At 48.1% G+C, this 25,729-nt stretch carries 22 protein-coding genes; 6 read left to right on the forward strand and 16 right to left on the reverse strand.

Annotation, left to right across the window (positions count from 1 at the left end):
* Positions 1 to 20 precede the first annotated feature (20 nt).
* Positions 21 to 1,070, forward strand: a complete 1,050-nt coding sequence (locus KB186_RS16125) for a DUF418 domain-containing protein (RefSeq protein ID WP_173610755.1) — start codon at positions 21 to 23, stop codon at positions 1,068 to 1,070.
* A 54-nt stretch (positions 1,071 to 1,124) separates the two neighbouring features.
* Here KB186_RS16125 and mglC read toward each other — a convergent pair whose 3' ends face one another.
* The 9 genes from mglC to KB186_RS16170 form a co-directional block, all read right to left on the reverse strand.
* Positions 1,125 to 2,144 carry a galactose/methyl galactoside ABC transporter permease MglC gene (mglC, locus tag KB186_RS16130; protein ID WP_232773979.1) on the reverse strand — a complete coding sequence of 340 codons (1,020 nt, stop codon included), beginning with the start codon at positions 2,142 to 2,144 and terminating at the stop codon, positions 1,125 to 1,127.
* Positions 2,145 to 2,162: 18 nt separating this feature from the next.
* Entirely contained in the window at positions 2,163 to 3,680 is a 1,518-nt protein-coding gene (locus KB186_RS16135; protein WP_232773980.1) for a sugar ABC transporter ATP-binding protein, read from the reverse strand.
* 83 nt (positions 3,681 to 3,763) lie between these two features.
* A complete protein-coding gene (locus KB186_RS16140) occupies positions 3,764 to 4,810 on the reverse strand; it encodes a galactose ABC transporter substrate-binding protein (RefSeq protein ID WP_232773981.1) in 1,047 nt (348 codons plus the stop codon).
* A gap of 125 nt (positions 4,811 to 4,935) precedes the next feature.
* A complete protein-coding gene (locus KB186_RS16145; RefSeq protein ID WP_232773982.1) occupies positions 4,936 to 5,907 on the reverse strand; it encodes a substrate-binding domain-containing protein in 972 nt (323 codons plus the stop codon).
* A gap of 8 nt (positions 5,908 to 5,915) precedes the next feature.
* Positions 5,916 to 7,679, reverse strand: a complete 1,764-nt coding sequence (locus KB186_RS16150) for a cache domain-containing sensor histidine kinase (RefSeq protein ID WP_232773983.1) — start codon at positions 7,677 to 7,679, stop codon at positions 5,916 to 5,918.
* Positions 7,680 to 7,682: 3 nt separating this feature from the next.
* Positions 7,683 to 9,287, reverse strand: a complete 1,605-nt coding sequence (locus KB186_RS16155) for a response regulator (RefSeq protein WP_232773984.1) — start codon at positions 9,285 to 9,287, stop codon at positions 7,683 to 7,685.
* A 70-nt stretch (positions 9,288 to 9,357) separates the two neighbouring features.
* On the reverse strand, positions 9,358 to 9,843 hold the full coding sequence (locus tag KB186_RS16160) for a tetratricopeptide repeat protein (protein WP_232773985.1): 486 nt from the start codon (positions 9,841 to 9,843) through the stop codon (positions 9,358 to 9,360).
* An 80-nt stretch (positions 9,844 to 9,923) separates the two neighbouring features.
* The gene (locus KB186_RS16165) at positions 9,924 to 11,162 is read right to left on the reverse strand and encodes a PqqD family protein (protein ID WP_232773986.1); all 1,239 of its coding nucleotides are present in this window, start codon (positions 11,160 to 11,162) and stop codon (positions 9,924 to 9,926) included.
* 36 nt (positions 11,163 to 11,198) lie between these two features.
* A complete protein-coding gene (locus KB186_RS16170) occupies positions 11,199 to 12,353 on the reverse strand; it encodes a HesA/MoeB/ThiF family protein (RefSeq protein WP_232773987.1) in 1,155 nt (384 codons plus the stop codon).
* Between the two features lie 501 nt (positions 12,354 to 12,854).
* Between KB186_RS16170 and KB186_RS16175 the strand changes: the two genes are divergently transcribed.
* Positions 12,855 to 13,412, forward strand: coding sequence for an RNA polymerase sigma factor (locus tag KB186_RS16175; protein WP_172141814.1), 558 nt, complete (start codon positions 12,855 to 12,857; stop codon positions 13,410 to 13,412).
* Positions 13,409 to 15,118 carry a DUF4179 domain-containing protein gene (locus tag KB186_RS16180; RefSeq protein WP_173610627.1) on the forward strand — a complete coding sequence of 570 codons (1,710 nt, stop codon included), beginning with the start codon at positions 13,409 to 13,411 and terminating at the stop codon, positions 15,116 to 15,118. Before KB186_RS16175 ends, KB186_RS16180 begins: the two co-directional genes overlap by 4 nt.
* Before the next feature lie 61 nt (positions 15,119 to 15,179).
* Here KB186_RS16180 and pcrB read toward each other — a convergent pair whose 3' ends face one another.
* The 3 genes from pcrB to KB186_RS16195 form a co-directional block, all read right to left on the reverse strand.
* Positions 15,180 to 15,875, reverse strand: a complete 696-nt coding sequence (pcrB, locus tag KB186_RS16185) for a heptaprenylglyceryl phosphate synthase (RefSeq protein WP_173610628.1) — start codon at positions 15,873 to 15,875, stop codon at positions 15,180 to 15,182.
* A 17-nt stretch (positions 15,876 to 15,892) separates the two neighbouring features.
* Positions 15,893 to 16,183, reverse strand: coding sequence for a YerC/YecD family TrpR-related protein (locus tag KB186_RS16190; RefSeq protein WP_007717484.1), 291 nt, complete (start codon positions 16,181 to 16,183; stop codon positions 15,893 to 15,895).
* A 120-nt stretch (positions 16,184 to 16,303) separates the two neighbouring features.
* The gene (locus KB186_RS16195) at positions 16,304 to 17,359 is read right to left on the reverse strand and encodes a DUF3048 domain-containing protein (protein ID WP_173610629.1); all 1,056 of its coding nucleotides are present in this window, start codon (positions 17,357 to 17,359) and stop codon (positions 16,304 to 16,306) included.
* Between the two features lie 179 nt (positions 17,360 to 17,538).
* Here KB186_RS16195 and KB186_RS16200 point away from each other — a divergent pair, with 179 nt between their 5' ends.
* From KB186_RS16200 to KB186_RS16210, 3 genes are all read left to right on the forward strand, one after another.
* Positions 17,539 to 18,240, forward strand: a complete 702-nt coding sequence (locus tag KB186_RS16200; protein ID WP_173610630.1) for a response regulator transcription factor — start codon at positions 17,539 to 17,541, stop codon at positions 18,238 to 18,240.
* A complete protein-coding gene (locus KB186_RS16205) occupies positions 18,237 to 19,646 on the forward strand; it encodes a sensor histidine kinase (protein ID WP_173610631.1) in 1,410 nt (469 codons plus the stop codon). Before KB186_RS16200 ends, KB186_RS16205 begins: the two co-directional genes overlap by 4 nt.
* 279 nt (positions 19,647 to 19,925) lie before the next feature.
* On the forward strand, positions 19,926 to 21,425 hold the full coding sequence (locus tag KB186_RS16210) for an IMP dehydrogenase (protein WP_173610632.1): 1,500 nt from the start codon (positions 19,926 to 19,928) through the stop codon (positions 21,423 to 21,425).
* Positions 21,426 to 21,471: 46 nt separating this feature from the next.
* Here the strand turns inward: KB186_RS16210 and KB186_RS16215 are convergent, their stop codons facing one another.
* The 4 genes from KB186_RS16215 to KB186_RS16230 form a co-directional block, all read right to left on the reverse strand.
* Positions 21,472 to 22,563 (reverse strand): GerAB/ArcD/ProY family transporter, encoded by a 1,092-nt coding sequence (locus KB186_RS16215; protein WP_173610633.1) that lies wholly within the window; start codon positions 22,561 to 22,563, stop codon positions 21,472 to 21,474.
* 36 nt (positions 22,564 to 22,599) lie between these two features.
* A complete protein-coding gene (locus tag KB186_RS16220; RefSeq protein WP_173610634.1) occupies positions 22,600 to 22,833 on the reverse strand; it encodes a hypothetical protein in 234 nt (77 codons plus the stop codon).
* A gap of 68 nt (positions 22,834 to 22,901) precedes the next feature.
* The gene (locus KB186_RS16225; protein ID WP_221866810.1) at positions 22,902 to 24,104 is read right to left on the reverse strand and encodes a Ger(x)C family spore germination protein; all 1,203 of its coding nucleotides are present in this window, start codon (positions 24,102 to 24,104) and stop codon (positions 22,902 to 22,904) included.
* A 16-nt stretch (positions 24,105 to 24,120) separates the two neighbouring features.
* A complete protein-coding gene (locus tag KB186_RS16230) occupies positions 24,121 to 25,632 on the reverse strand; it encodes a spore germination protein (protein WP_173610636.1) in 1,512 nt (503 codons plus the stop codon).
* Positions 25,633 to 25,729: the final 97 nt, after the last annotated feature.

The raw sequence follows: 25,729 nt of genomic DNA on the forward strand, positions 1-25,729 counted from the left end.
AACAACGAGAGAAGGAAGTGATGGGATTGAGCGAAAACGCACCTACCATGAACCAACGAATTGATACATTAGATACCGTACGGGGCTTTGCCTTAATGGGCATTCTCCTCGTCAACATTGTGGCATTGCTGTATGCGCAAACACCTGAGATCGGAAGTGTGGACCACTGGCTGTTCCAGTTTTTCAATTTCTTTGTGGAATCTCGCTTCTTCGTGATCTTTTCCTTCTTGTTTGGCGTAGGCTTCTATATTTTCATCAGTCGGGCAAAAGAAAAAGGGGCCAATAGCACTGTTTTGTTCATTCGGCGTCTGATTGCGCTACTCGCTCTTGGCTTTGTGCATAAAATGTTTCACCCTGGTGAAGCACTTTTCATCTACGCTATCTTCGGTTTCATCTTACTGCCCTTTTATCGATTGAAGGCGCGAACCAATCTGATTATCGGCCTTATTCTGTCTATCGCTGTCTGCTCTATTGGCTTCAAAGCGCTTTTGGTGCTTCCCTTGTTTATTCTGGGACTTGCTGTCGGGCAGTACGGAGTCTTTCAGGACATTCCGAGATTTATGCCTGTGATTAAAAAAGTGCAGGGCGTGACCCTCGTCCTTTCGTTAATCGGCTTGTTTATCCAATACCGACTGACTCCGACTGATCTAGCAATGAGTGGGGCGAATCTGGTTGTAGACGATACCGTGTCAGAAGAAGCCCTCCAGCAGTTGATGAACTACACGATTGCCTTGACCTCTACTGGTCTTGTCATGGCTGCCTTTTACACGACTACCTTGATTCGGCTGCTGCAAAATAAAACCGTTCAGACCGTCCTCTCTCCGCTGACCAGCTACGGTCGCATGGCTTTGACAAACTACGTCGGACAAACCGTATTGATCCTTGTGGGAGGCTATTTGTTCGATTGGTTTGGCAATCTCGGCTACCTGCAAACGACATTGATCTGCCTTGGTATCTACGTGGTGCAAATGGTATCAAGCGTACTCTGGCTATCTGCCTTCCGCATGGGGCCACTGGAGTGGGTATGGCGATTATTTACGTATATGAAAATCACACCGTTGCGAAAATAAACAAGCAAAGACCCCAGAAAAGCTGCCTTGGTTGACAGCCGACTGGGGTCTCTATTATTTTTTCGCCAAGTATTTACGAATGTCAAAAGCAACGGCTGCCACAATGATGAGTCCTTTGATGATGAGCTGCCAATACGGGCTGACTCCGATAAACGTAAGACCGTAGTTGATGACACCAAAAATAAGGACACCCGCAAGCACTCCTGGAACGGTACCAATTCCGCCAGACGTCGAGACTCCACCTACCACACAGGCTGCAATGGCGTCCAGCTCGTACATGTTGCCGTAGTTGTTCGTCGCGCCACCTGTCCGGGCTGCCTCCAGAACACCACCGAGTCCATACAGGGCACCAGCAATGGCATAAATGATCATGAGGTTGAAAGCAACGTTGATCCCGGAAACAGTTGCGGCCTGCATGTTGCCCCCGATGGCGTACATGTTTTTACCAAGCCGTGTTTTGTTGAAGATCACCCAGACGATGAACGCAACCATGATCGCAATGATGACGATATACGGAATCGAATACGGGCCACTCGGGCCGATGTACCCTGTCCCAAGCTGATTGAAGTCACTCCGCAGTCCGGCTATTGGCTGCGATTGATTGGGCTCCATATCAAAATAGATAGAGTTGAACCCGTATACAATGACCATCATGCCCAGCGTGGCGATAAAAGGGGGCACACTAAAGCGGGACACAATGATGCCGTTGATCAGGCCAACCAGCAAACCCGAAGCAATTGCAATGATAATAGGGATAAGCAACGGCAAATCGGGTAAATCGGGGAAAAATCTCCGCGGATAGTCTTGAGTTTGCAGCATCGAGGCGGAGATGACAGCCGTCAATCCGACCACTCGCCCCGCGGAAAGATCCGTTCCGCCCGTAATAAGAACAAACGCAGCACCCAAAGCAATAATGGCACGAGTTGAGGATTGGATCAAAATATCCCGAAGCGTTGTAATGGAAAGAAAATTGGGATCGTAAATCGCTATTCCCGCTATTAACAAAACCAGAACGATATAGATGGCGTTTTGCGTAACAAAGCCATGCACCTGTTTAGCAGACAATTGAGACATGCCTGTTCCCCTCCTTTCTCATGCAAGATGCTTGGTAGCCAGCCGCATAATTTCTTCTTCCGTTGCCGCTGTACCTGACAAAAAACCGGAGAGCTTACCCTCGCACATAACCATGATCCGATCTGACATGCCAAGCAACTCCGGCATTTCCGAGGAAATCATGATGATGCCTTTTCCCTGGCTCGCCAGCTCCGCGATGATGGCGTAGATTTCGTATTTGGCGCCGACATCGACTCCACGCGTAGGTTCGTCCAGCAATAAAATATCCGGATCAGTCAAAAGCCACCGCGCCAAGAGAACCTTTTGCTGATTGCCTCCTGACAGGTTTTTGATCAGTGCTTTCATCGAAGGAGTCTTGACGCGGAGCATCTCGATGCTTCGGCTGACATCTGCTCTTCGCTTGCGCTCATTGAGGAGCAGAAAAGGTGTTTGATAACTGGCCAAATTCGCAATGACCGTATTTTCCAGAATCGATAAGACAGGAATGATGCCGGTGACTCTCCGCTCCTCCGTCAAGAGCGCCATTTTGTACTTTTTCGCATCCTTCGGTGATTTGATCCGTACCTCCTGACCGTTGATCGACACTTTTCCTGCTGACACTGCCCGCAATCCAAACAATGCCTCAATCAGCTCTGTTCGTTGTGCGCCCACGAGTCCGCCTATGCCCAAAATTTCGCCTTTGCGCAATTCAAACGACACATGCTGAAAGGACTGCGAAAATGGGGAGGTCAGTCCCTCTACCTTCAAAATGGGTTCCCCTGGTGTATTGGATCGACTTGGGAAACGCTGAGTCAGGTCCCGTCCGACCATCTTGGAGATGATCAGGTCTGTCGTCAGCTCAACTGCCCGCCATGTTCCAATGAGCTTGCCATCACGCATAATCGTCACGTCATCCGCGATCCGTAAAATTTCTTCCATCTTGTGTGAAATATAGATGATGGCGACGCCTCTGCTCTTCAGTTCGCGGATGATCGCAAATAGCTGCTCCACCTCGTTTCCTGTCAGTGAAGACGTCGGCTCGTCCATAATAATCACTTTGGATTGGTAGGAGACAGCTTTGGCAATTTCAAGCGACTGTACCTTGGATACAGACAAGTCACGGACAACAGCGTGCGGATTTAGGTCCATTCCCAAATCAGCAAACAGCTTCTCCGTATCTGAAAGCATTTTTTTCTCATCCACGAACGGAAAAGGACCGATTCTTTTGACCGGAAAACGTCCCAGCCATATGTTTTCCATGACATTGCGAAAGGGCACCGGATGCAGCTCTTGATGAATCATGGAGATGCCATGTGCCAGCGCGTCCTTTGAGCTGCTCATCGTCACCTGCTCCTGGTTTAAGACGATTTCTCCCGCATCTGGCCGATAAATTCCGAAGAGACACTTCATCAGGGTCGATTTGCCCGCTCCATTCTCTCCCATCAGTGCATGGACTGTTCCGGGACGGACTTTTAGCGTGACATCATCGAGTGCCTTGACCCCTGGAAATTCTTTATGAATGTGGTTCATTTCCAACAAAAACCCCTGCTGGCCCATGTGAATGCCCTCCTTCTTGCAAAATCATCCCCATCACCGAAACAGGAGAGTCGGATTCGTCTCTTCACCGACTCTCCTGCTTTTTATTTCGCCTCGTTCATGTTCTCCTTGGTGATTTTTTTGTAGGGCACCCACACGTACTTGCCGTCCGTAATGTCAAAGCCTGTGGAGTCTTTCGTAGGCGTTTCACCCTTCGCCAAAGACGCCGCAATACTAAGAGTGGCTTTTCCTTGGTTATTCGCATCGTTGAGAACCGTTCCGAGCAAGGTACCCGCCTCTAGCTCCTTTAGCGCGGGCGCTGTGGCATCCACGCCAACAACGGGCATGTACTTGCCATTCGCAAAATAGCCGGATGCCTTCAGCGCTTCGATTGCCCCCAGTGCCATATCGTCGTTGTTGGCAAGAACAGCTTCGATCTTGTCACCGGAAGCTGCGAGGAAGGCTGCCATCTTTTCTTGTCCTTTTACACGATCCCACATGGCCGTATCTTCCGCGACCTTTTCTACTTTAATCCCTGCATCTTCAATTGCCTTCACCGAAAACTTCGTCCGCAACTCCGCATCCTGATGCCCCGGCTCGCCTTTTAACATGACGTATTGGAGGACACCATCCTTGTTTTTATCTGCTTCCGGATTGGCCTTCCAGTAATCGACGATCAGCTGCCCAGAGATCGTGCCGGATTCCTCCGCTTTCGCTCCCACGTAGTAGACCTTATCCCACTTCTGCATATCCTCTGGCATCGGCTCACGGTTGAAGAAGACGACAGGAATATTGGCTTGCTTCGCTTTGTCGATAAGGACGCCAGCAGCTGTGCGATCCACCGGATTGATGGCGAGGGCATTTACCTTTTTGTTAATGAACAAATCCACTTTGTCATTTTGCGTAGGCTGGGCATTTTGGCTGTCTACAATGTCTACTTCAGCTTTGCCCTCTGCGGCTTTCGAAATCGCATTGCGCACTCCTGTCATGAACGTATCATCGAACTTGTAGATCGCGACTCCGACTTTGGGATTCCCCGCAGGAGCCGTCCCTCCCCCCGACGCTGCCGGCTGCGAACCGCCCGATTGTGAGCATCCAACCACTGAGAGTGTAACAACGGCTACCATTGTAGTGGCAATCAGCTTTCTCATTCGATAATCCCCCTTTATCCCCTATGTTTACATCTGATATATACCAAATGTAAGCGTTTTCCTGAATGTGTTCCATCGAAAATCCTGCGCATTTTTATCAAAATTCTCATCTGTTTTTCGGTGGTCTATTTAACGAAGGGGAAGAGGAGCTTTTGATTCTCCGACCAGAACATATTCTCCCGATCGATTACTTTTGTTCCCGTGTCGACCAGACTGGGCACTGCTTCTCCGTTGCTCGCTTCGACTGCGTACTTGACGCCGAGATATCCCATCGATAGCGGCTTCTGGATGATCGTCGCGGAAATAATTCCTTCCTGCAAATACTCGAGCACTTCCGGCGGACTGTCGATTGCTACGATTTTGACTTTGTCCCGCAGTCCACTGTTTTCCATTTCCTCGGCCACACCGATCGCTGTACTGGCATCGAGTGCAATCACTCCCTTCAACTGCGGATGCTTGCGGATCAGTTCGCGCGTCCACTCACTGATCTGCTTTTTATCTGAGGGAACATTTTCGTTGGCAACCAATTCAATCTCTATTTCCCGTGGGAGCAAGTCGAGGACGCCCTGTTCTCTTTGCTTGGCATTTGCCTTTGATCTATCTGTGCCGAGCAATGCGATTTGTCCTTTCTTTTCAATCAAGAACACCATTTTTTCGAATGCCTTCATGCCCATGTCGTAATTATCCGTCCCAATGTAGCTTTTCACGGCTGAATCTTTTCCGACTGTGTCGAGTACAAGGATCGGGATGGCCCGCTCTCTTGTCAGCTTGATGGCTTCACGCAAAACTTGCTCGTCACTAGGTGCCACCACGATTGTCTCGGAGCCATCTGCGATTGCCTGCTGCACCAGCTCCAATTGCCTCTGGGCATCCTCCTCGTAGTCCGGCGCGTAGAAATTCAGGTTTCGCTCATATTCCTTGGCAGCCATCTCCGCCCCGAGCTTGACCGTTCGCCAATAATCGCCATGCTTCATACGGACGATCAACGCCACTGTCTTTTTCTTGTCTACTTCCCCATTCGTTAGCGGGGCACTACACGAGTAAAAAAGCGTCACCGCTGCCAAAACGACCAGTCCGTATACGCTCAATCGTTTCACCGCTGTCCTCATAAACGATCTCGCCCCTCTGCAACCTGACGCGGAATCCATACAGACACAACGGTCCCCTCTTCCTGTTCGCTCTCGATTTCCAAACCGTACTGTTCGCCGAAGGTCAAGCGTATGCGCTCTTGCACGTTTTGAATTCCAACCCCCGAGCCTTCTTCGCTTTTGTAAAAGCCAGCTTTTACTTGTGTAAGAACATCTGGGGACATGCCCAAGCCATTGTCGCTTACCTGAAGTAACACCTTGCCGTCGATGAGTGCTGCAAATATGCGAATCCGTCCCGGATCAGCCAAATGCTCAATCCCGTGGTAGATTGCGTTTTCTACAATCGGCTGGAGCAGTAATTTCAGGGTCAGGCAGTTGAGCACCTCATCCTCATTCTCGACCACGATCTCGTACTCAAATTTTTGCTTGTACCTCATTTTTTGAATAATGAGATAATGTCGCACGTGCTCAAGCTCTTCGCGCACCGTGATAATGTTCTTGCCTCTGCTCAGGCTAATCCGAAACAACTTTGACAACGAAGTGATCGTGGTGATGACATCCTCATTTTTTCCGTTGCCGACCATTCTGACCACAGAGTTCAACGTGTTGTACAGAAAATGCGGATTGATCTGTGCCTGTAGCACCTCCAACTCGCTTTTTCGTTTGGCTTCCTGTTCCCGAATGATCTGGTGCATCAATTCCCTGACCTTCGCGACCATCAGATGAAAACGCAAGGAAAGCTGTTCGACCTCATGGCTTCCCCGGATCGGTTCACTCTCTGAAAAGTCTCCCTGCTCCACCTTTTCCATGGATTGCTCCAGCAGCTTGATCGGTCGTGATATTTTCGCAGAGAGATAGTGCAGCACGAGCAACACAATGACAATCACAAAGATGAGCAGCCAAAAAATGAAGCGGCTGATTTCTTTTTTGGTCGTGACAATCTCGTCCATGTAGGAGACCCCAATGATTTTCCAGCCTAGCTGATCGATCGTCTTGATGGTGATCAAGCGCGTTTCGTCGGGTGTCTCTTCTACATAGCTGCCGTAAGAATGCTTCAGCGGCAAAGAACGGTTTTCATTTTTCAATCCGGCGTAAATCAACTGCTGCTGCGGATGGTAGACGATGTTCCCGACCAAATCGATGATGTAGACATACCCCTTTTTCCCCAAGCCCACCCTCTGGCACAGGTCATCGATCTCCTTGAAATTCACATCGACCAAAAGTACGGCAGGTATTTCTCCATCAGGTCCGTGGAGAAGAATTTCCCGACTCATTGAGACAACCCAGGTATACTCCCCTTTAAACAAGTTCTGGATATGCGGGAGCGAAAAGTTCAGGTTCGTCGGGTCCTCGATCGCCTTCTGGAACCAGCTTTGTTCGGTCAAACGCGTGTTTTTCCTCAGTACCTTGGAAGGAGTTGTGGCCAATAGCGTTCCGTCTCGTGTAAAAACCGCGATAGAGACGATGTCCTTTCTCGTTTCTACTATGGTCTCAAGCTGTTCGCTCAGCTTGTATGCCGTGAGCCCCTTGCTTCTTCTGATCTTGTCATCGACGAGTTCGAAAATTTGCGTCATCCCGTTCAAATAGCTGTCCAGATTGTATTTCACCTGCTCCAGGATTTGCTGCGTGTGCAAATAGGCGTTTTGTTCTGCCGTCTGCGCAAATTTTCCGTACAGCATCACCCCGACAAACAGCATGACGAGTACCGTCACGAGTGTAAAGGAAGTGGTAATGATAAATTGAATGCCTTTGACCTTGATCACCGTGAGCAATCTTTTCATGGGTTAACCTTCCTGCTCGCTCTGACTTCGGTACTCTTTAGCAGACATACCTGTATACTTGCGAAAACTGAAACTAAAATAATTGGGATCGGTATATCCTACTTTCTCCGCGATTTCAAAGGACTTCAAATCGGTTGTCCGCAAAAGCTCCTTGGCCTTTTCCATGCGCAACGACAAGAGATAGGACACAAAGGTGGTTTTCGTCTCTTTCTTGAAAATACCGCTAAAATAACCGAGGCTGATGTGCAGATGCTCGCACACCTTATGGATGGATATGTCGGGAGAATGGTAATGTGCGTGGGTGAAATCCAATGCCTGCGTGATCAATCGCCTGTATGTCGTTTGCCGTCCGCTTGCGATATTCGCCATGAGGCGCTCACAAATATCTGTTATCTGTTCTCGGGCATCCTCCATACCGGTAAAGGTCGTCATAACCTGCAACAGATAACGTTGGCCTCCAAACAGTTGATCCATGTCGACTTCGGCACGATGGGCAGTCTTCAAAATGGTCGTCATAATCTCCAACAAATAAATTCGGTAGTCCTCAATGGATACGGGTACACCCGCCACTTGAGCAAACAATTCATCAATCACGGTCCGAAGCTCCGTACTCGTCCCCATTTTGATGCACCGAACCAATTCATGCTCCCTTCTCTCATCGAGGCGTATCTGCTCACTCGCTTGCTTTTCCACGTCATTGATCACAATCATCCTGTTGCAGCCGAGGATGCTTTTGTAATCGAGTGCCTGCATAGCGTTCTCATACGAGTAAGGGAGTGCCGCTGCATCAGTCACGACGTTGCCGATTCCGATTGTTACCGTGATGCTCATATATTTTTCAATCGTTCGCCTGATTTCTTCTGCGATATTTTGTGTTCGCACTTCCATTCGCTGCGTGTCGTCTGCTTTTGTTCGCATGAGCAGCACTACCTGATCTTCATGGAGAAAAACGATGCCCGCCTGTTTGCCTGCGTTCAGCTGCTCTTCCGCAATATTTTTCACAGCGAGAAGAAACAGCTGCTGCTCCTCCCGCTTGGGCTGGTCTATACAAATGACCGTCACGAGGTATTCGGGACTCCTGAGCTCTATCCCGTATTCGCATGCTTTTGAAAAAACATCGTGCTGTACGAGTTGACGACTCAGCAAAGATGATAAAAAAACTTCCCGCAACACCGGCAAGCTTTTTCGATAGCTATCGCGCAGCAACTGAACGTTTTCCCGATGGGCCGCCTCTTCGTCCATCCGTCGCTTGACCTTGTCCAGCGCTTCCATCAGTTCGCTCGCTGAAAACGGCTTGAGCACATATTCATCAATTTGCAGCTTCACGGCCTTTTGCGCGTACTCGAACTCATCAAACCCAGTCAAGATAATGATGCGAATGGCAGGGTAATCGCGCCCGATGGACTCCGCCAGCTGAAGTCCGTTCATAAAGGGCATCTTGATGTCGGTTACGACGACGTCCGGTCGCAGCCTCTCTACCAGTTCCAATGCCTCTCTGCCGTTTTCTGCTTTGGCAACCACCTCGTATCCGTGGCTATGCCAGTCAATTTCTTGGCTAACCCCTTCCCTTACATCTTCTTCGTCATCTACCAATATCAGCTTATACATAGGCACCTCCCGCTGTTGTACTTGTACAACGGGAGGCGATTGTTTTCCTGCAAATGGAATTAGTATGGCGCTACCAAGTCTTATTCAGATCATCTGCATAGAACAGAATCGCTTTTTGATAGGCCAAAATTGTAGGATCGCTTGAGGTTTCTGCGAGGTTTTTCAGGAGGAGGTTCATGGCTTCGTGATGCTTCCCGAGATTGTAATACGCCATGGAAAGAAAAATCGGAAAGGAACGGTCGCAGGGGAACTGTTGCATCCCTTTTTCAAGCGTAGCTGCTGCCTGTTCGTATTGTCCCAGCGTGCGATACGTACTGCCCAAACCAAGTAATGCCCCTTGCAGGTCGTCTTCGACAGACAGTCCGAGCTCAATCGCTTTTTCGTAAAAGGGAACGGCTTCCTTCTCCAATCCGGCTGCATCGTGGCACCACGCACACTGATAATGAGCGACAGGATCAGTCGGGGATTGACTAACGAGCTGAAGGGCAAGCTGGATCGCTTCGTCCAGATGCCCTTCCTTTCGCAGATGAATGATAGTTTGGATCATCGGGTTCATGTGAGCACTTCCTTTGCCTGGGTATCTCTCTTCCCCCTTAGCGTAACAGGGCAGCTTGGCAAGGTGAAGACACAAATTAGTTATGCGCCCTGCAAGGATTTTGTCCGCTCTCTTTCGCTTCTCCTTTGTCGGTACGCTCTCATCCATGACCAGACCAAAATGAGAAACGGAACCAGAACCAACAGGATCAACAGGATGCCGTCCCAAAACTCCCACGAGTGAAGCGGAGCGTTTTTCATGTCGTCAGCGATGATCCAAATGAAATCAACCGCCATGCGCAGCTGATACTGGACAAAAAACCAGATGCCCCACACCGATCCAATCAAGTAGACCCAGCTATACCAACGGATGACCCTTTTCTCATGGTCAGCTACGTACTCCCATTCCTCCTGCTCATCCTGCGTCAAGGAACGGAATTTCCCTTTCAAAAACATACGTGTATTCACCATCAAATTGGAGCATTGGAACTTGGTTGCCAACACGTAGTACAAGTCGGTCTGCATGAAAACCATAAACTGAAAGGCCAAAGCCATGAGAAGAATGACATTCAGCATGCGAATGAATGCTTCCATGAAGGGCACAAGCGTCAGCCAGCCTTGATCATTGGCAAACAACAAAATCACACCGATACCCATAAACATCGCATCCCAGGACATCCCCGCCAAAAACGCCCTGTATCTGCGCTGTGGCTCAACGAGAACAATATTGGACATATTTGTCTCTGCTACAGCAAAAACAAGTCGATGCCCCAAACCGATACGACTGCCGATCCCCAATGATCGGGCCGCCATCAAGTGGGCCATCTCATGGAAAAACAGAAAAACCCATGTGGCCACGAAAGAAACCACTACCGAAACCGTCACGGAAGAAGAAACAAAAATATCGGAATAGACGGGGATATACTTGCCCGTAAACAAACAAATGAAAAGACCCGTGAAAAATAAGATACCGTATAATCCAAAGGCAACACGATTAAAGAAAAACTGACCCGTCCCTTGCTTGATCCAGGAGAAATGATCCACTACCGGTACTGGCTCGTTGACAACCTCTCCATCTGCCATGTAGACAAATTGATAGGAAGCGATTAAATCCTGCGCAAAGTCAAGCACATCCACCGGTTCACCCAACTGTTCTTCCATGATCGTCGCGACTTCATTGACGCTCTTCCCTTCATCCAGCATATCGATAATCTCGACACCAATGGCCGGAAGCACAATAAAATTGCTGATATCCGTTCGTCCAATGAGGATCTCTTCCTCGTTTTCCGCCCGACGCGCAAGCGGGTGCATCTTGAGAATGCTATCTCCGGAGATATTCAATTGACAGACACCTTCCTCTCTTACAGGAACGATTCCTTACTTTGCGAGCACTTCATTTCTCTTGATGTGAAAAATCGGCTCCATTCCGCTGCCGCTTCCACAAGTCGGACAATCGGCTTCATTTCGCTCCCACTCAAAAAACACGCTCTTCTCCAACGTGTTGAAGTCGAAAATGATAAATTTGCCCGCTGATTGGACCGGAGCAATTCCCGTCAAATACCTGATTGCATCGGAAGCCATCATTCCTGTAATCATCATGGTGTTGGGTGCAATGGTGGCAGTAGGCAAAATAAAGTTGGTATCGAGTAGCCTTTGAATCAACTGCGGATAGTCCTCGATCTGCGCAGAACGATGCAAATGCATGCAGTCGATACAGCCTGTCTTGCCCGGTTCTACCATGAAGAACTGACCTTCGATGAGGTTGAATCCCCCGGCAATGAACGGGATTTGCAGCTTGGTGCAGGCATGATTCACCCATCTCTGCAAAAAGAAAAAGGGCTGATCGGCTGCGAGCATCACGAGGTCACTACCGGCAATAACCCGCTCTACGTCTTCGCTGGACGTGATTTGCATCGTCTCCGTTTCAATCGTTACCTCAGAATGAAGCCTTCCGATGAAATCACGTGCCGCTTCTACCTTCAAGCGACCAAGATCATTTTCGTTAAAGACCATCTGCCTGTTCAAATTGCTGAGCTCTACTCTATCAAAATCCACGAGCTTGATATGCTGGATTCCCGCGCCTACCAGATTGACCAGTAGCGTAGAGCCAAAGGCACCCATCCCTAAGATCGTCACTTTTTTTCTACTTACCTGTTCCTGTAGCTCACTTGGACTTTGATTGAGATCGGTAAACAAGGAGAAATAACGGATATTCGCTTTATATCTTTCCTTTTGTTCCGAAGTCAAAACAGAAGCCTCTTCCTTCGCCTGATCCATTATGAAACCCAAACCACTCAGTGATTCCACTGCTTCCACTATTTCTTCATACGTAATTTCGGGGTAATCCACAACCAATAATGTATGTATTTCACCGATAGTACGAGTGCCATCCATCAGTTTGATCATTTTGCGGATGGACCCATTCTCGTCTTCCAATTCGAATGTATAGCCAGGAGCCTCTCCCAAGCGGAGCATCTGCTCTGTCACTTCATAGACGGGATGCACTGGTTTAAATAAAGGACGACGTTCCATACAAAACACCTCCCAATAGTGGGGTTCGCTAACCCGGCTGTTTTAGATGAAAAAAGGGAATAGCTCGTGTGCTATTCCCCCCTCTTCTTAAGAGAATTAAGCTGCTACTGCAGTAGTGCGAACGCTTTCAACTTTTTTCGCTTGGATTTTCATGGATAGTTCCTCCTCTCTATGATTGAAAATTAAGACAACTTCATTATATTTCATGAATTTACATAAATCTACAAATATTAGCAAAAAATTATATATTTTGGTAATATTCTACTATTTATTTCGTAAGCAATAGTATTTTCCTTCCATTTTCTATTAAAAATCCTAAAATTCCTTCTTTCAGGAAAGAATTCTCTATTCTTTTTTGGAAAATACCCCTTATTTTGGGACACTTTCATTTTGGGATTCGTAGTACTAGGATGTAATAAGAAAATTTAACCAAGATCACTTTTGTTTGATCAAAAAAGGAAAAGCTGCGCAGCGAGCCTTTTTTGCTTAGGAGGAGCACAAATGGAGGAAGATCGAGTGATCATCGGACGGGTCTTGCAAGGAAACAAAGACGCTTACTCCGAGATCATTGCCAGATACCACGGAAAAGTAAGTTCCATACTTCGTAAAATGCTGGGACATACACCGGATGCACAAGATATCGTGCAGGAAATTTTCATTAAGACGTACTACCATTTACCAGAATATAAGACAAACTACGATTTTTCTGCATGGTTGTACCGGATTGCGGCCAACCACTGTCTGGACGAGCTGCGTAAACGTAAACGCAAGCTTACACTCAGCTCGAATGAAGAGATAGAGCCAGTGGATAGCCACACGCCGGAGGTTGCCTTTTTGAATAAGGAGGGGCAGCGCTTGTTGCGTCAAAGGATGATGTCCGTCGAAGAAAAGTATCGGATCGTCCTCGAAATGCGCTACTTCGAATCATTGAGTTGTGAAGAAATCAGTCATCGACTGTCGATTCCGTCGAGTACTGTGCGGACGCGCCTGTCTCGTGGAAAGGACAAACTAAGGGAAGCCATTGGGCATGCAGGGCAAGGGGGGGACTTTCATCTATGAAATGCTTAGATAAAGGACAAATTGCTTTGTATCTATACGATCTTCTTGAACCAGAGGAAGCCGAGGTCATAGCAGCCCATTTGGAAGAGTGCCCTCATTGTCAATTGAAGTTGAAGTATGAGCTGAACGAGCTGGAAGATCCAGAGGAATCGCTAGCAACAGATGAGCCATCCCATGCTGTCATCCATGCCATTATGGCGAATCTGCCCCCTTACCCTATACACGTTCTGAAACGCTCAGAGAGACAAAACATACAGAAGAAAATTGATTGGAAGAAAAGGAGTCTGGATATCGTGAAAAAAGCAACCATCGCCGTCGCAGGAATGGCAGCAGTCGTCTATTTTGGAACACTGACTTCACCATCCTTTGCGACTTATGTAAATAACTTGTATGCCTCTACCATAAAATCAGATCCGCAGCAGACAGAGAGTAGCTTGTTTTCAGCAGAAGCGTCCGAGGACGCCCTCATCCAGCGTGGACTTGAAAGAGGATATAACAAGAAGCTTGATTTGAAAGCCGTCGACAACGGAATGACGCTGGAAGTAAAAGAAGTTATGGCAGATACGAGGGATGTCCGAATTATTTTCGGCTTCAAGGATAAGAATGGCAAGCAGCTTGAAAAGTTGTTCCGGAATTTGCCAGTGGGGGATGAAGATAAACTGAACGAAACCTATGAAATAAAAATCACAGACGAAGAGGGAAACGTTCTTGATACAATTGATAAGTACCATCTTAAATATAACAAGAAGGAAAGCATCGGGGAAAAAGATGAGTACTTGATGGTCAGCCGACCGATTAGCCGATACTTTACAGATGTCAGCAAGATTCCTGACAAACTAAACATCGAGCTTCGCATCAAGAAGCTGGACAAAGTTGACGGAAATTGGAGCGTGACCATCCCTGTTGATATTTCCAAAGCTAAAAAGGAAACGAGAATTGTTACGATTAACGAGCATTTTACCGCTCCCAATGGCGAAGTGATTAATCTGAAGCAAGTGATGGTGACACCTGGCCAAACTGAATTCGTTATCGAGAATATGGAAGGAAGCGGTAGTTCCCCATCCTTAACTTATGAAGTGGTGGACGATAAGGGGGCTGTACTCGCAGCTTGGAGCACTCTGGACCTAGTGAGTGAATTTGGGGAAGAGCCGAATCCATTTTTCAAAAATGTAAGCAGGGAATATTTCGTTCGTGCAACCGATGACAAAAATATTTACTTCATCACCTTTCATTCCTTGCCAACGGATAAAAATCTAACCTTTAGAGTCGGTGATAATTACGATCAGCTGCCTTCGAATTTTAAGCAAAAGCTGTCCATTGAGACACTAAAAACCACTCCTGTAACGATAAAGCATGAAGGAAGCACACTAACCTTCTCAAACTTTGCTTCAGAAGAGATAACGAAAACAAACCCAATCACTTCTGAAAAACACAAAAAGCTGCGTAGTACCATACAGCTAGAGGCAACTTTGGCACCGGGTGTGATCTTTTTAGACTCCTGGGAGGGTGCTGATGACAAGGGCAAAGAATACGATTTTAATTTCATAGGCTCTACAACAAAAGACAAAAAAGGGAATTTTATCATGAAAGGTACACTCGTAGATGAGATGGACGTCATCCCAAAAGAGTTGACGCTTACGATCGAGGAACAAGTGAACGGAGCAAAAGATATGGATTGGAGCGTAGCACTTCCACTGAAGAACTAACGCAAAAATAAAACCACCCTCCCAATGAAACTGTAACAGCTCATGGGAGTGGTGGTCTTTTTTAGTTTTGGGTTCCTTTTACAGCCTTCACAGTAGAAAGCGCAGCAGCGAGATCATCATAAACGACATTCCCTACAACAACCGTATTAGCAATCGCAGCCATTTCAGCCGCTTGCTCCGAGTTACGAATCCCGCCGCCATAAAAGAGGTGGGCTTCGCCCGCGCCTGCCTTGGCTGCCTTTACGATTGCCGGATCGCCGTATGTACCGCTGTACTCCATGTAGACAATCGGCAAACGACAAATGTTCGTCGCTACCTGCGCGTACGCTTTGGCCTGCGAGGCATCCGCAATCGGACGTGCTTTCGTCAGCTGTGCTACGCCCGCGTCTGGATTAGCGATGATATATCCTTCTGTAATGATCTCATCCCAATGAATATAAGCGCCAAACGCTTGAAGCCCCGATACATGTGGAGCAAAAATCCAGTCTGGATCGCCAGCGTTCAATACGAGCGGGATCAAGTACGAATCAAATCCCGGCACAACTGCATCCAGCGAGGAAATCTCCAAGACAGCCGGTACTGCGTAACGACGCAATCGCGACATCAATTCGAGCGTATTGTCATAGGTCACACCGTACGTGCCGCCCACAATGATCGCATCTGTTCCGGACTCGCATATTGCCTCCAAGGCCTCGTCATCGATTGTTTTATCCGGGTCTAGTTTAAATGTATGGCGCCAGCCACGATAGTCAATCAACGTTGCCTGCCTCCTAGCTATTTTCCGATCCGCTCAAGCGCCATCTGGTATCCGTCATTTCCATAGTTCAAACAGCGTTTGACGCGGGAAATAGTCGCCGTACTTGCGCCGGTCTCTGCTTCAATTTGATTGTAAGTAAAGCCTTTACGGAGCATTCTCGCCACTTCCAGGCGCTGTGCGAGCGACTGCATTTCGTTCACTGTGCACAGATCGTCAAAAAATTGATAGCACTCTTCCATTGTTTCCAGGGAAAGAACAGCTTCAAACAATTGCTCGAGCCCTTTTCCTTTTAATTTTTCCAATTGCATGTCTGTCACCTCTGTTATATAGTCCGTCTTTTCGAGCGGTTTCTCACTGTACAATTTTTAAGCACTAAAGCTTCAACAATTATCTTAGAAGAAACCGCCTTCATCCGCAACCCCTAATCCTTACTGGAACTTGAGGGACTTCGACAGACCCGGTGAGTTCGACAATATGGACACCCAAGTATTCCCGGGCAAAAGCGGTACTTCTTGCGTCAAAGCCGCATCCTCATAGGCACGGATGACTCCATTGCTTCGCTTCCATTTGATCTTGCGCGCTTTTCCTTGCTGGAACAAATAACCGTCCCCCGGACCGATTACATCGACTGAAAGACGCCCTTCTTTATCCAGCACGCGGTGTTTGGCTGAGATGACCAACAGATTGGTCGTGGACAACTGTTTCTTGTCGCTCAAGTCCAAATGCGGCTTGCCTGCCGTGAAGCGCATGTATTTCTTTTGCTCGGCATCATATGTAAAAGCAGCTTTATTCAATGAGTGGAAGGTCAGATCCACCTGTGTAGCAGGCTCGCCTTCCTTGATCTCGGCATTCTCCGGCAAGAACGTGAAGTGAGGTACCTCTGCCGTTTGACGCATCCCTTTATCCTGCATCGCTTTTTCCAGGAGCTCTGGCTTGGTGTACAGGTTATGTGGCGCTTTGCGGAATTTTTCTCGCCAAAAGTATTGACCGTTCGGGATTTCATCCAGATGACTGAGGTCTTTTCGCGCCAAGGTTTCCAGCGCATCCGGACTGCCTCCCGCGTGAACGAGGACCGCATCAAACCCAGTCCCGATCTGGATAAAATAAGGGCGGATACTGCGGACAGGTCCGATTATTTCCGGTTTTTGGCTTTGGAATATCGCAAGAAAGCGGGTCATTTCCCCTTCTGACAATACCTCATAAATCATGTCTGCTTTGTTGATGCCTGTTTGTGGACGTGCGGGTGGAGCGTTGTTGATCATCACCATGATCGGGCGTTTGCTCCCCAGGTTTTCGTGACTGCCAAGTCCTGTCATCGGTGCCTTATACGCATATTCGATGGGCTGATTCGTTTCCGGTGGCGTTTGCACAATCGGATCAGGTATCTGTGGACTAGGCTGGGTGTCCACTGGCTTTTGACCGCAAGCTGTCGTTAAGAGCATGAAGGCTAGTACCATGAGAGACGATTTGACTGTTCGTTTCATATGAATCGCTCCTTTCCATCTCTCGTTGTCTTTTTTTCCCTGTTTCTTTTTCCAGAAGGATACATGGGAATCCTGCTTCCACACGTTTTCCACGATTCTCATACGTCCATGCCACACATCTCTTTTCGGGCTATGCTACAATACTGATATAAAACAGATGCAAAGCGAGGCCGAAAGCTATGAATACCCCCTACCTCGTCTATCTGGTGGACGATGAAACGAACCTGTTGGAGCTCTTGCAGTCGTATTTGCAAAGTGCCGGATTGCAGGTGAAAGCGTTTTCTAGCGGCAAGGACGTCTTGCCGTTACTTGATCAAGAAACACAGCCACATTTGTGGATATTGGACATCATGATGCCCGACATCGACGGCTATGAGCTCTTGCGTCTTATCCGCGAAAAGTCGAATGTACCCATCATCTTCATCTCCGCTCGCGATCAGGATGTCGATAAAATCATCGGATTGGAATTAGGCAGCGACGACTACTTGGCGAAGCCATTTCTCCCTCGCGAACTGGTCATCCGCGCGAAAAAGCTGCTCCAGCGTACCTATGAGAAGCCTGGTGCCGCTGCTTCCTCAACCCAAACTTTCCAAGATTGGGTAACCGTCGATCCTTATATCATCTCAGAAAAAGGCAGACAAGTAAAAGAAGGCGACGAGCTCATTGATTTAACCACCAAAGAATTCGAGCTCATCATCTACCTATTGCACAATCAAGGTCTGGCCTTGAATCGTGAGCAGATTCTAACCTCCATCTGGGGGGAAGACTACATCGGCTCAGACAGGGCTGTCGATGACTTGGTCAAGCGCATCCGCAAGAAAATGCCCAAGTTTCCATTGGAGACGGTCTATGGCTTCGGCTACCGAATGACGCGTATATGAGCAAATTCCGGCTAAAAAACCTGCCGATTTCCAGGCAAATCCTTATTTTGTTCATGATCCTGACAAGCGTCCTCGGGGTTGGCCTGGGCATCGGGTATCCGATGGCTGTCAAACAGTATCTGGTGTCCAACACTTACTCGCTCTTGGAAGAAGAGTTTTACACTTTATCGCAGCATATCTCCTTCAATGAGCATAATGAGCTGCTGCCTGTTCCGGCTGCGGCCCCTTACTTTTTACAGCTCTTGCTCCAGCGCTATGAGTACTCCTTTGATATGATCGTCTATGCTGAGAACGGACGAGAGCTGGGCAGCCGAAGCAATGGCCGCATTCCGTATGAGGATGCCAGGGAGTTGTTCCAGCAAGCCGCCTCGTACCCAAGCAACAAGCTCCAGCATGGTTCGCTGGACCGTGGAGCCGAGAACTATTTGTTTGTCAGCAAAAAAATGGATTACCACGGCTTCCCCTACTACATGGTGCTCTTCTCCAAGGAGCAGGAGCTCAACCAGATCAATTCGATTTTGACTCGTCAGTTTTTGCTGGTGTTTGGTCTGCTGCTGCTCGTAAGCTGGCTTTTGGCCGTGTGGTTTAGCGGGTATTTGAGCAGACCGCTCCGCACACTGGAGGAGCTGTGCAAAAAGATCGCTCGTCGGCAGTTTGATATCCCGCTTGCGATGGATCGCGGGGACGAGATCGGACAACTCGCCCGCTCATTCGATATGATGAAAAACCAACTGAAGGAATACGACGAGTCGCAGCAGCATTTTGTCCAAAATATTTCCCATGAGCTCAAAACACCGATCATGGCGATTCAAGGATACACGCAAGGACTCATCGAAGGCGTCTTTCAAGGCCCGCAGGCAGAAAAAGGGCTTTCCATCATCATGGAGGAGAGCAAGCGCCTCGAAAAGGTTGTCGGTCAGCTCTTGTATATCACGAAGATCGAGTCTGTCTCTCAAATGATGCAAGTCGACCGGGTCGACCTGTCAGAGATGATGCACCTGTTGAAGCAACGGCTCTCTGTGCTCAATCCACAAATCGAGTGGGAGTTAAATCTGGCAGACGACTTGATCGTGGAGGGAGACGGCGAGCAATTGAGCACTGCGTTAGTCAATATCATGGAAAATCAACTGCGCTACGCCAAAAGCCGACTAACCATCACAGGGAGACATGCAGGAAAAAGCGTCGTCGTCACGATTTCCAATGATGGCCCCCCCATTGAGGAGGCGCTGCTGCCGAATTTGTTCCAGCGTTTCCGCAAAGGAAAGTCGGGCAAGCATGGACTTGGACTCGCGATTGCCCGTGCCGTATTGGAAGCACATAAAGGGACGATTGATGCCCGCAACGATCCAGATGGGCCTTGCTTTACGATGATCGTACCTGTTGAGTTTAAAGGCAGATTGAACTGATAAGAGGGGGCTTTGTCCTCTCTTTTCTATTCTAAAGGAGACATTCGATAAAAGCGCAGGAAGATACCGTGACAAATCTGAGCTTCTCATCGTTCCCGATTTCTACATAGGCTTCGTCAAAGACATGAAAGCCTGTGTTCACAATTTTAGTAAAGAAATTACTCCTGCTAACGATTCCCTATTGACGTTGTCGAACTTCACGGTTACCATGGTAAAAATTTCTCTAATAAAGAGGCAGTTCAAAAAATGGAGACTAACTTCACCTAGGAGGAGAGAATCGTGGCTTTTTATTACACAGAACCATCTCGGACGTTTAATGAGTTTTTGCTGTTGCCAAATCTCACCACAAAAGAATGCACACCGAATAATGTAGACTTATCCACTCCGATTACTAAGTATAAAAAAGGTGAAAAGCCTGCCATCTCACTAAACATACCGTTCTCATCCGCAGTCATGCAAGCAGTTTCCGACCATCATATGGCGGTCGCATTGGCTAGATGTGGCGGTATTTCGTTTATTTTTGGCTCCCAATCCATCGAGAGCCAAGCGACCATGGTTCGCAAAGCAAAGGGCTATAAGGCTGGTTTCGTCGTTAGCCGCTCCAACCTGACACCAAGCCATACGCTGAAAGACATTTTGGAATTGAAAGAGGCGACAGGCCACTCCACCGTTGCCATTACGGAAGACGGTACGGCAAAAGGCAAGCTGCTCGGAATCGTAACGGGTCGCGACTATCGCATCAGCCGTGACTCTCAGGACAAACTCGTCAGCGACATCATGACACCATTCTCGAAGCTGATCTATGGCAAATCCGGCATCACGCTTTCCGAAGCCAACGACCTGATCTGGGAGCACAAGCTCAACTGCTTGCCAATCGTAGACGAAAACCAAAATCTCGACTTCCTTGTTTTCCGCAAGGACTACGATTCCCGCAAAAACAATCCACTGTCCCTCTTGGACGCGAACAAGAGCTATATCGTAGGTGCCGGTATCAATACAAAGGACTACAAAGAGCGCGTCCCTGCGTTGGTGGAAGCAGGCGTTGATATTCTGGTCATCGACTCCTCCGACGGCTTCAGCGAATGGCAGCGTGAGACGGTTCAATATGTAAAAGAAAACTTCAATGTTCCGATCGGTGCAGGGAACGTCGTCGATAAGGAAGGCTTCCGCTACCTCGTGGAATCTGGCGCAGATTTCATCAAAGTAGGGATTGGCGGCGGCTCCATCTGCATTACCCGCGAACAAAAGGGAATCGGACGTGGCCAAGCCTCTTCCCTGATTGAAGTGGCAGCAGCTCGCGACGAATACTTCAAGGAAACAGGCATTTACGTTCCACTCTGCTCCGATGGCGGAATCGTACACGACTACCACGTGACACTGGCTTTGGCTATGGGTGCAGACTTTGTCATGCTGGGCCGTTACTTCGCTCGCTTCGACGAAAGCCCGACCAAAAAAGTGAAGATCGGCAACAACTTCGTGAAAGAATACTGGGGAGAAGGCTCCAACCGCGCTCGCAACTGGCAACGCTACGACACTGGCGGCAAAAGCAGTCTCGTCTTTGAAGAAGGCGTAGACTCCTACGTACCATACGCGGGAAGCCTGCGCGAGAACATGGACCGTACCTTGAGCAAAATCAAATCGACCATGTGCAATTGCGGGTCGCTCTCCATCTCAGAGCTTCAGCAAAAAGCTCGGATCACCGTCATCTCTGCTACCAGCTTGGTAGAAGGCGGCGCACATGACGTAATCTTGAAAGAAAGCAGCATGGCTGCAGAGTAAGATAATCGACGCATAATCACAAAAAACCAGTCTGCAGCTCACAGTGCTAGCAGGCTGGTTTTTTTCTTAGGGCACCCACACTCAGTAAGAGAACGGGCAAGAACAAACCGTACGTCAAGGAATACGGCATCCAAATTTCTGAAACGAAAGTATCAAAATAAGCGCGGTTAGGCATCGTCGCCAATGCTACCACAATCATGATCATCCCCAGTGGCAGTGTCAATTGGCGGTAATCTCGCAACCCAACTGTATACGCGATTCCACAGCTTGTCGCATAATAGCAAACGGTAATTTTGACAAAGAGCGTGATAAACCAGATGACGGCCATCAACACTTCTATTCGCTCCAAAAAATTACCGATACTGATTTTTTGCGCAAGTGTGTAGCTTGGGTAGGCGAGCAGCACAGTAATATCGGCGCCTAAAACCAAGATTGCCACAGAAGTAATCATCGCCAGGCAGAAATTTGTGAAAAGGATGCCTAAGATATAGGCTTTGGCCGCTCGCGCTGGCCGTTTTACCAAGGGAAACATCACAATCAGAATGACCGTTTCCAGCAAATAACCCATGTATCGGAAGTTCCCCCCGATAACTGGAGCGATTCCATGCGCAAGCACAGGCTTCACATTTTCAATTTTGATCTGGGGGGAGATAAATGCAATCAAGACAAAAAAAAGCAACAGAAAATACGGAAACAACAGCTCACCCACCCTAGAAAAGGCTTCTGGCCCACTGCGGACTCCCATTACGATGATCCCCAAAAAAAGGACAAGAATAATTTCAATCGGGGTCTCCTGCATAATCTGCGTCGTGACAAAATCGCCAATCTCCATCAGCATGAGCGAAGCGTCGATGAAGAAGTAGGTGATGAACAAAACAGCCACCGCTTTCCCCATCCACTTCCCCAATATTTCCTCGCTGTACTGATAGATCGACTTGTTCGGATACCGCATACTCAGCGAAACATACAAGTAGGTTAAAAGAAAGCCTTCCCCCCACCCGATGAGGGCGGAGATCCAGGCATCTTGTTTGGCAGCGGTAGCAGTAAGGGATGGTACGTACAAAATCGCATCACCAATCCCGAAAAGCGCCACGAGTATCATGAATTGCCTTGCGCTAATATGACCGTTGTCTATCAATTCCTCTCGCTCCCCGCCTCGCTGCTGGCTACTGCTTCATTCCACAGTTCCCAAAATGAAGTCGCTGAATGGTTTATAGACAAATGTGATCCAGTCCAACGGGTTCGGAATATTCGCCTTAAGCGATTCGGCTATCCCAAGTCCCGTTCCAACTACAAGCAAAATGAAGAAAACCAGCATTTCCTTTTTCATCGCGTTCCTTCTCAAATAAGGCACCTCAAAGAGGGCAATGAGCAGGCTGATCAGCAAAATCAATATAACGGTCCACATGCTATGCCGTGCACCTACTTTTTCGCAGGATTACCTTTACCATTTCCATGGATGGAAAAAGTTATGCTCTACTCCTTTTTCATGAAAGGAATAAACGAATTGCCCACTTTTCCTGACCGCCTGATCTTCACATCTGTTTTGATCTTCACTTTCAGGTTGGCGAATTGAGAATCCCAATCCTCTTTCACCTTTTCCCACCCTTTGGGGTCATTTTGGTAGATCGACTGCCCAAATCCAAAAACATCTGATCTGTATTGCTTTTGCGCTTTATGGATGGCGCGCAAGGTTTTGTCTCTGATCTGCTTTTCTACGTCAGCTTCCAATTTGTAGATGGTTTTGGGATCGGACAAATCGTTGCTGCATGCTACCTCGCCCACATTGCCTTCTGCGGAAATACTCACTTCCACCTGTGGTTTGCCTTTTTCCACCTTGCCGCTGACAGTTGTTTTGCTTCGGATGATCTCAATGACAATTTTATTGTTTTTATCACAAGGAATTTCTTCTACGGTACTGTCCACTCTGTCTGTGATGTAGCTGAATCCGATGCTTTCCTCTTCGTTAAACCAACCCCGCAGCTTGTCTCCTTTGAAGACACCGATTTCGTGATACCTCAACAGCGATGACTGGCTTTCCTTTTGGGAATTGGCCCCAGAAGTCCCCATATGTACCTTCCCTTTCAAATTAACGCCTACCAACACTGGCTCGATCCCGTCCCGTAGCAAATCCGCAATAAATTCATCCAATTGAATGGAGACAATCGATCCCCAGGCACTCTCTGCTGTTTCCAAGCTTTTATAGAGCTTCGTCGCCGGGATTTTTTCCAGTGGATCGATCATGCTGAGAATTTGCAGGGCTGTCGCGTCCTTGGCCAAAATGACATAAAAATCAGGCCGGACCTCATGATCGCGAAACAACAAATCCAGCACTTCCTTTGCCCCTTCTTTTGCTATCTGCTCCCCCAAAACCAGCACTTGGATATGGGAAAAGTAAAGCCTTCTCGGGGTTACCGTTGTCATTTTCCGGATTCCCTCAAAAATGCTAGATGCCCGCATGCTGTAAGTCGCAACAGATGATTGGTTCATCCCCCCGCCCTCCTTTGACGCTACCCCTCCCGGATTGACGATTTGAGCGGAAATCACGTACTCTCCGTCAATCTTGTCGATACCAGTTCCCATGACGATTGCCAAATCATTTAATTCTCTGCGGTTCCAGCAGCCTGTCAATAAAACGAGAAGAGTCAGAGTCAGGAAGAACACCCCTTTTTGTTTCATACCGTCTCCACCTCGTCTATATTTTACTTTTTCGTTCTCTGACGCTGTTTTTCTGGCGCAAAAAATGAGGACGCGTATGCATCATCCAGATCGGAATCCGAAGCAGCGTATCCTTTTGATCGGCCAGATTCACGGGGGCCAGCGGAGCCATATACGGGACACCAAACGAGCGCAAGGTGCTTAGGTGAATGCACAAGGCGATCATCCCCACAAATATGCCGATAAAACCAAAGCTGGCGGCAAGTGCTATCAAACCAAACCGCAACAGTCGAATCGGAATGGACATGGAAAAGGAAGGGAAGACAAAGCTGGTGATTGCTGTAATGGAAACGACGATGACCGTAGCGGGTGAAACCAGCCCTGCCTGCACAGCCGCTTCCCCCAGCACGAGTGCTCCCACGATGGATATTGCTGATCCAACCGCCCTCGGCATGCGCACTCCTGCCTCTCGCAACATTTCAAAGGTAAACTCCATCAACAGCGCCTCGACTGCAGCAGGGAATGGTACGCCTTCACGCTGGGCTGCTATACTCATGAGCAGGTTGGTTTGCAGCATTTCCTGATGAAAGGTGGTAATCGCAACATAAATGGATGGACCAAGCAAAGCGATAAAGAAAGAAATAAACCGCAAAATGCGCAGGATCCCAAAATCTGCACGCATGTAATAGTCCTCTGGAGACTGGAAGAATTGGACAAAGACAGCTGGTACCAACAAAACCATCGGTGTACCGTCCACCAAAATGGCAACGCGGCCTTCCAGCAGCCCGGCTGCCACCGAGTCTGGACGCTCTGTATTGTAGATGGTCGGAAACGGAGTAAAGGTATGATCCTGAATCATTTCTTCAATGTTCCCGCTCTCCAAAATACCGTCGATCTCGATCTTCCCCAACCGCTCTTTCACTTCTGCCACTACGCTGTCCTGCACGACTCCTTTTATATACATCATGGCGACTTTGGTCTGTGTCATGTCCCCAATCTGCATGGTCTCCAACCAAAGATTGCGATTATTGATCCGCCTGCGCACCAAAGCTGTATTGGTTCGGAGGTTTTCCGAAAACGCTTCTCTGGAACCCCGAACCACCGTTTGCACGGAAGTCTCCTGAACACCACGGTCTTCCCACTGCTTCGTATTTGCGATAAAGCCGTAGGAATATCCATCTACCAAAATAACGGTATCCCCCGTCAATATCGCATCATACAAGTGGTCAAAGTCATAGACCTCTTCCACTCCACCGATCGTCAGCAGGAAATCCTTCATTAGTATCAATGATCTTTCTTTGCACTCGGTTTCCGCAGGGATGTCCATCTTTTTTGCATGGAGCATAAGAGATTCCATGAAGCTGCTAATCATATTTTTATCGACCAGACCCTCGGTGTACAAAATCCCTACCACAACCTGATCGATTGCTTTCAGACGCACTTGCCGCGTCACAAGATCCGTGCTGTTGCCCAGCTCTTTCTTCACCTTTTCCAGATTTTCGTCCAACGAGCAATGAAAAAGCGCAGATTTTTTTTCTGTATCAATCATTTCGAATCACTCTTTTTCCAGTTCGGGATATGTTTACTATCCCTCATGGCTCCGAGGTCTATGCTGAAACGCAAAAAAGCCCCCTATTTTAAGGAGG

Origin of the sequence: Brevibacillus sp. AF8 (assembly GCF_021270385.1) — a bacterium.
In the GTDB taxonomy this organism is placed as follows: Bacteria; Bacillota; Bacilli; order Brevibacillales; family Brevibacillaceae; genus Brevibacillus.

What these genes read in the sequence shown, in the direction of transcription:
- KB186_RS16170 (WP_232773987.1), bottom strand. Translation starts at nt 12,353, where the DNA reads ATGGAACGTCGTCCTTTATTTAAACCAGTGCATCCCGTCTATGAAGTG.
- KB186_RS16180 (WP_173610627.1), top strand. Translation starts at nt 13,409, where the DNA reads ATGAAATGCTTAGATAAAGGACAAATTGCTTTGTATCTATACGATCTT.
- KB186_RS16160 (WP_232773985.1), bottom strand. Translation starts at nt 9,843, where the DNA reads ATGAACCCGATGATCCAAACTATCATTCATCTGCGAAAGGAAGGGCAT.
- KB186_RS16190 (WP_007717484.1), bottom strand. Translation starts at nt 16,183, where the DNA reads ATGCAATTGGAAAAATTAAAAGGAAAAGGGCTCGAGCAATTGTTTGAA.
- KB186_RS16175 (WP_172141814.1), top strand. Translation starts at nt 12,855, where the DNA reads ATGGAGGAAGATCGAGTGATCATCGGACGGGTCTTGCAAGGAAACAAA.
- KB186_RS16230 (WP_173610636.1), bottom strand. Translation starts at nt 25,632, where the DNA reads ATGATTGATACAGAAAAAAAATCTGCGCTTTTTCATTGCTCGTTGGAC.
- KB186_RS16135 (WP_232773980.1), bottom strand. Translation starts at nt 3,680, where the DNA reads ATGGGCCAGCAGGGGTTTTTGTTGGAAATGAACCACATTCATAAAGAA.
- KB186_RS16125 (WP_173610755.1), top strand. Translation starts at nt 21, where the DNA reads ATGGGATTGAGCGAAAACGCACCTACCATGAACCAACGAATTGATACA.
- KB186_RS16155 (WP_232773984.1), bottom strand. Translation starts at nt 9,287, where the DNA reads ATGTATAAGCTGATATTGGTAGATGACGAAGAAGATGTAAGGGAAGGG.
- mglC (WP_232773979.1), bottom strand. Translation starts at nt 2,144, where the DNA reads ATGTCTCAATTGTCTGCTAAACAGGTGCATGGCTTTGTTACGCAAAAC.
- KB186_RS16195 (WP_173610629.1), bottom strand. Translation starts at nt 17,359, where the DNA reads ATGAAACGAACAGTCAAATCGTCTCTCATGGTACTAGCCTTCATGCTC.
- KB186_RS16205 (WP_173610631.1), top strand. Translation starts at nt 18,237, where the DNA reads ATGAGCAAATTCCGGCTAAAAAACCTGCCGATTTCCAGGCAAATCCTT.
- KB186_RS16225 (WP_221866810.1), bottom strand. Translation starts at nt 24,104, where the DNA reads ATGAAACAAAAAGGGGTGTTCTTCCTGACTCTGACTCTTCTCGTTTTA.
- KB186_RS16140 (WP_232773981.1), bottom strand. Translation starts at nt 4,810, where the DNA reads ATGAGAAAGCTGATTGCCACTACAATGGTAGCCGTTGTTACACTCTCA.
- KB186_RS16150 (WP_232773983.1), bottom strand. Translation starts at nt 7,679, where the DNA reads ATGAAAAGATTGCTCACGGTGATCAAGGTCAAAGGCATTCAATTTATC.
- KB186_RS16200 (WP_173610630.1), top strand. Translation starts at nt 17,539, where the DNA reads ATGAATACCCCCTACCTCGTCTATCTGGTGGACGATGAAACGAACCTG.
- KB186_RS16220 (WP_173610634.1), bottom strand. Translation starts at nt 22,833, where the DNA reads ATGTGGACCGTTATATTGATTTTGCTGATCAGCCTGCTCATTGCCCTC.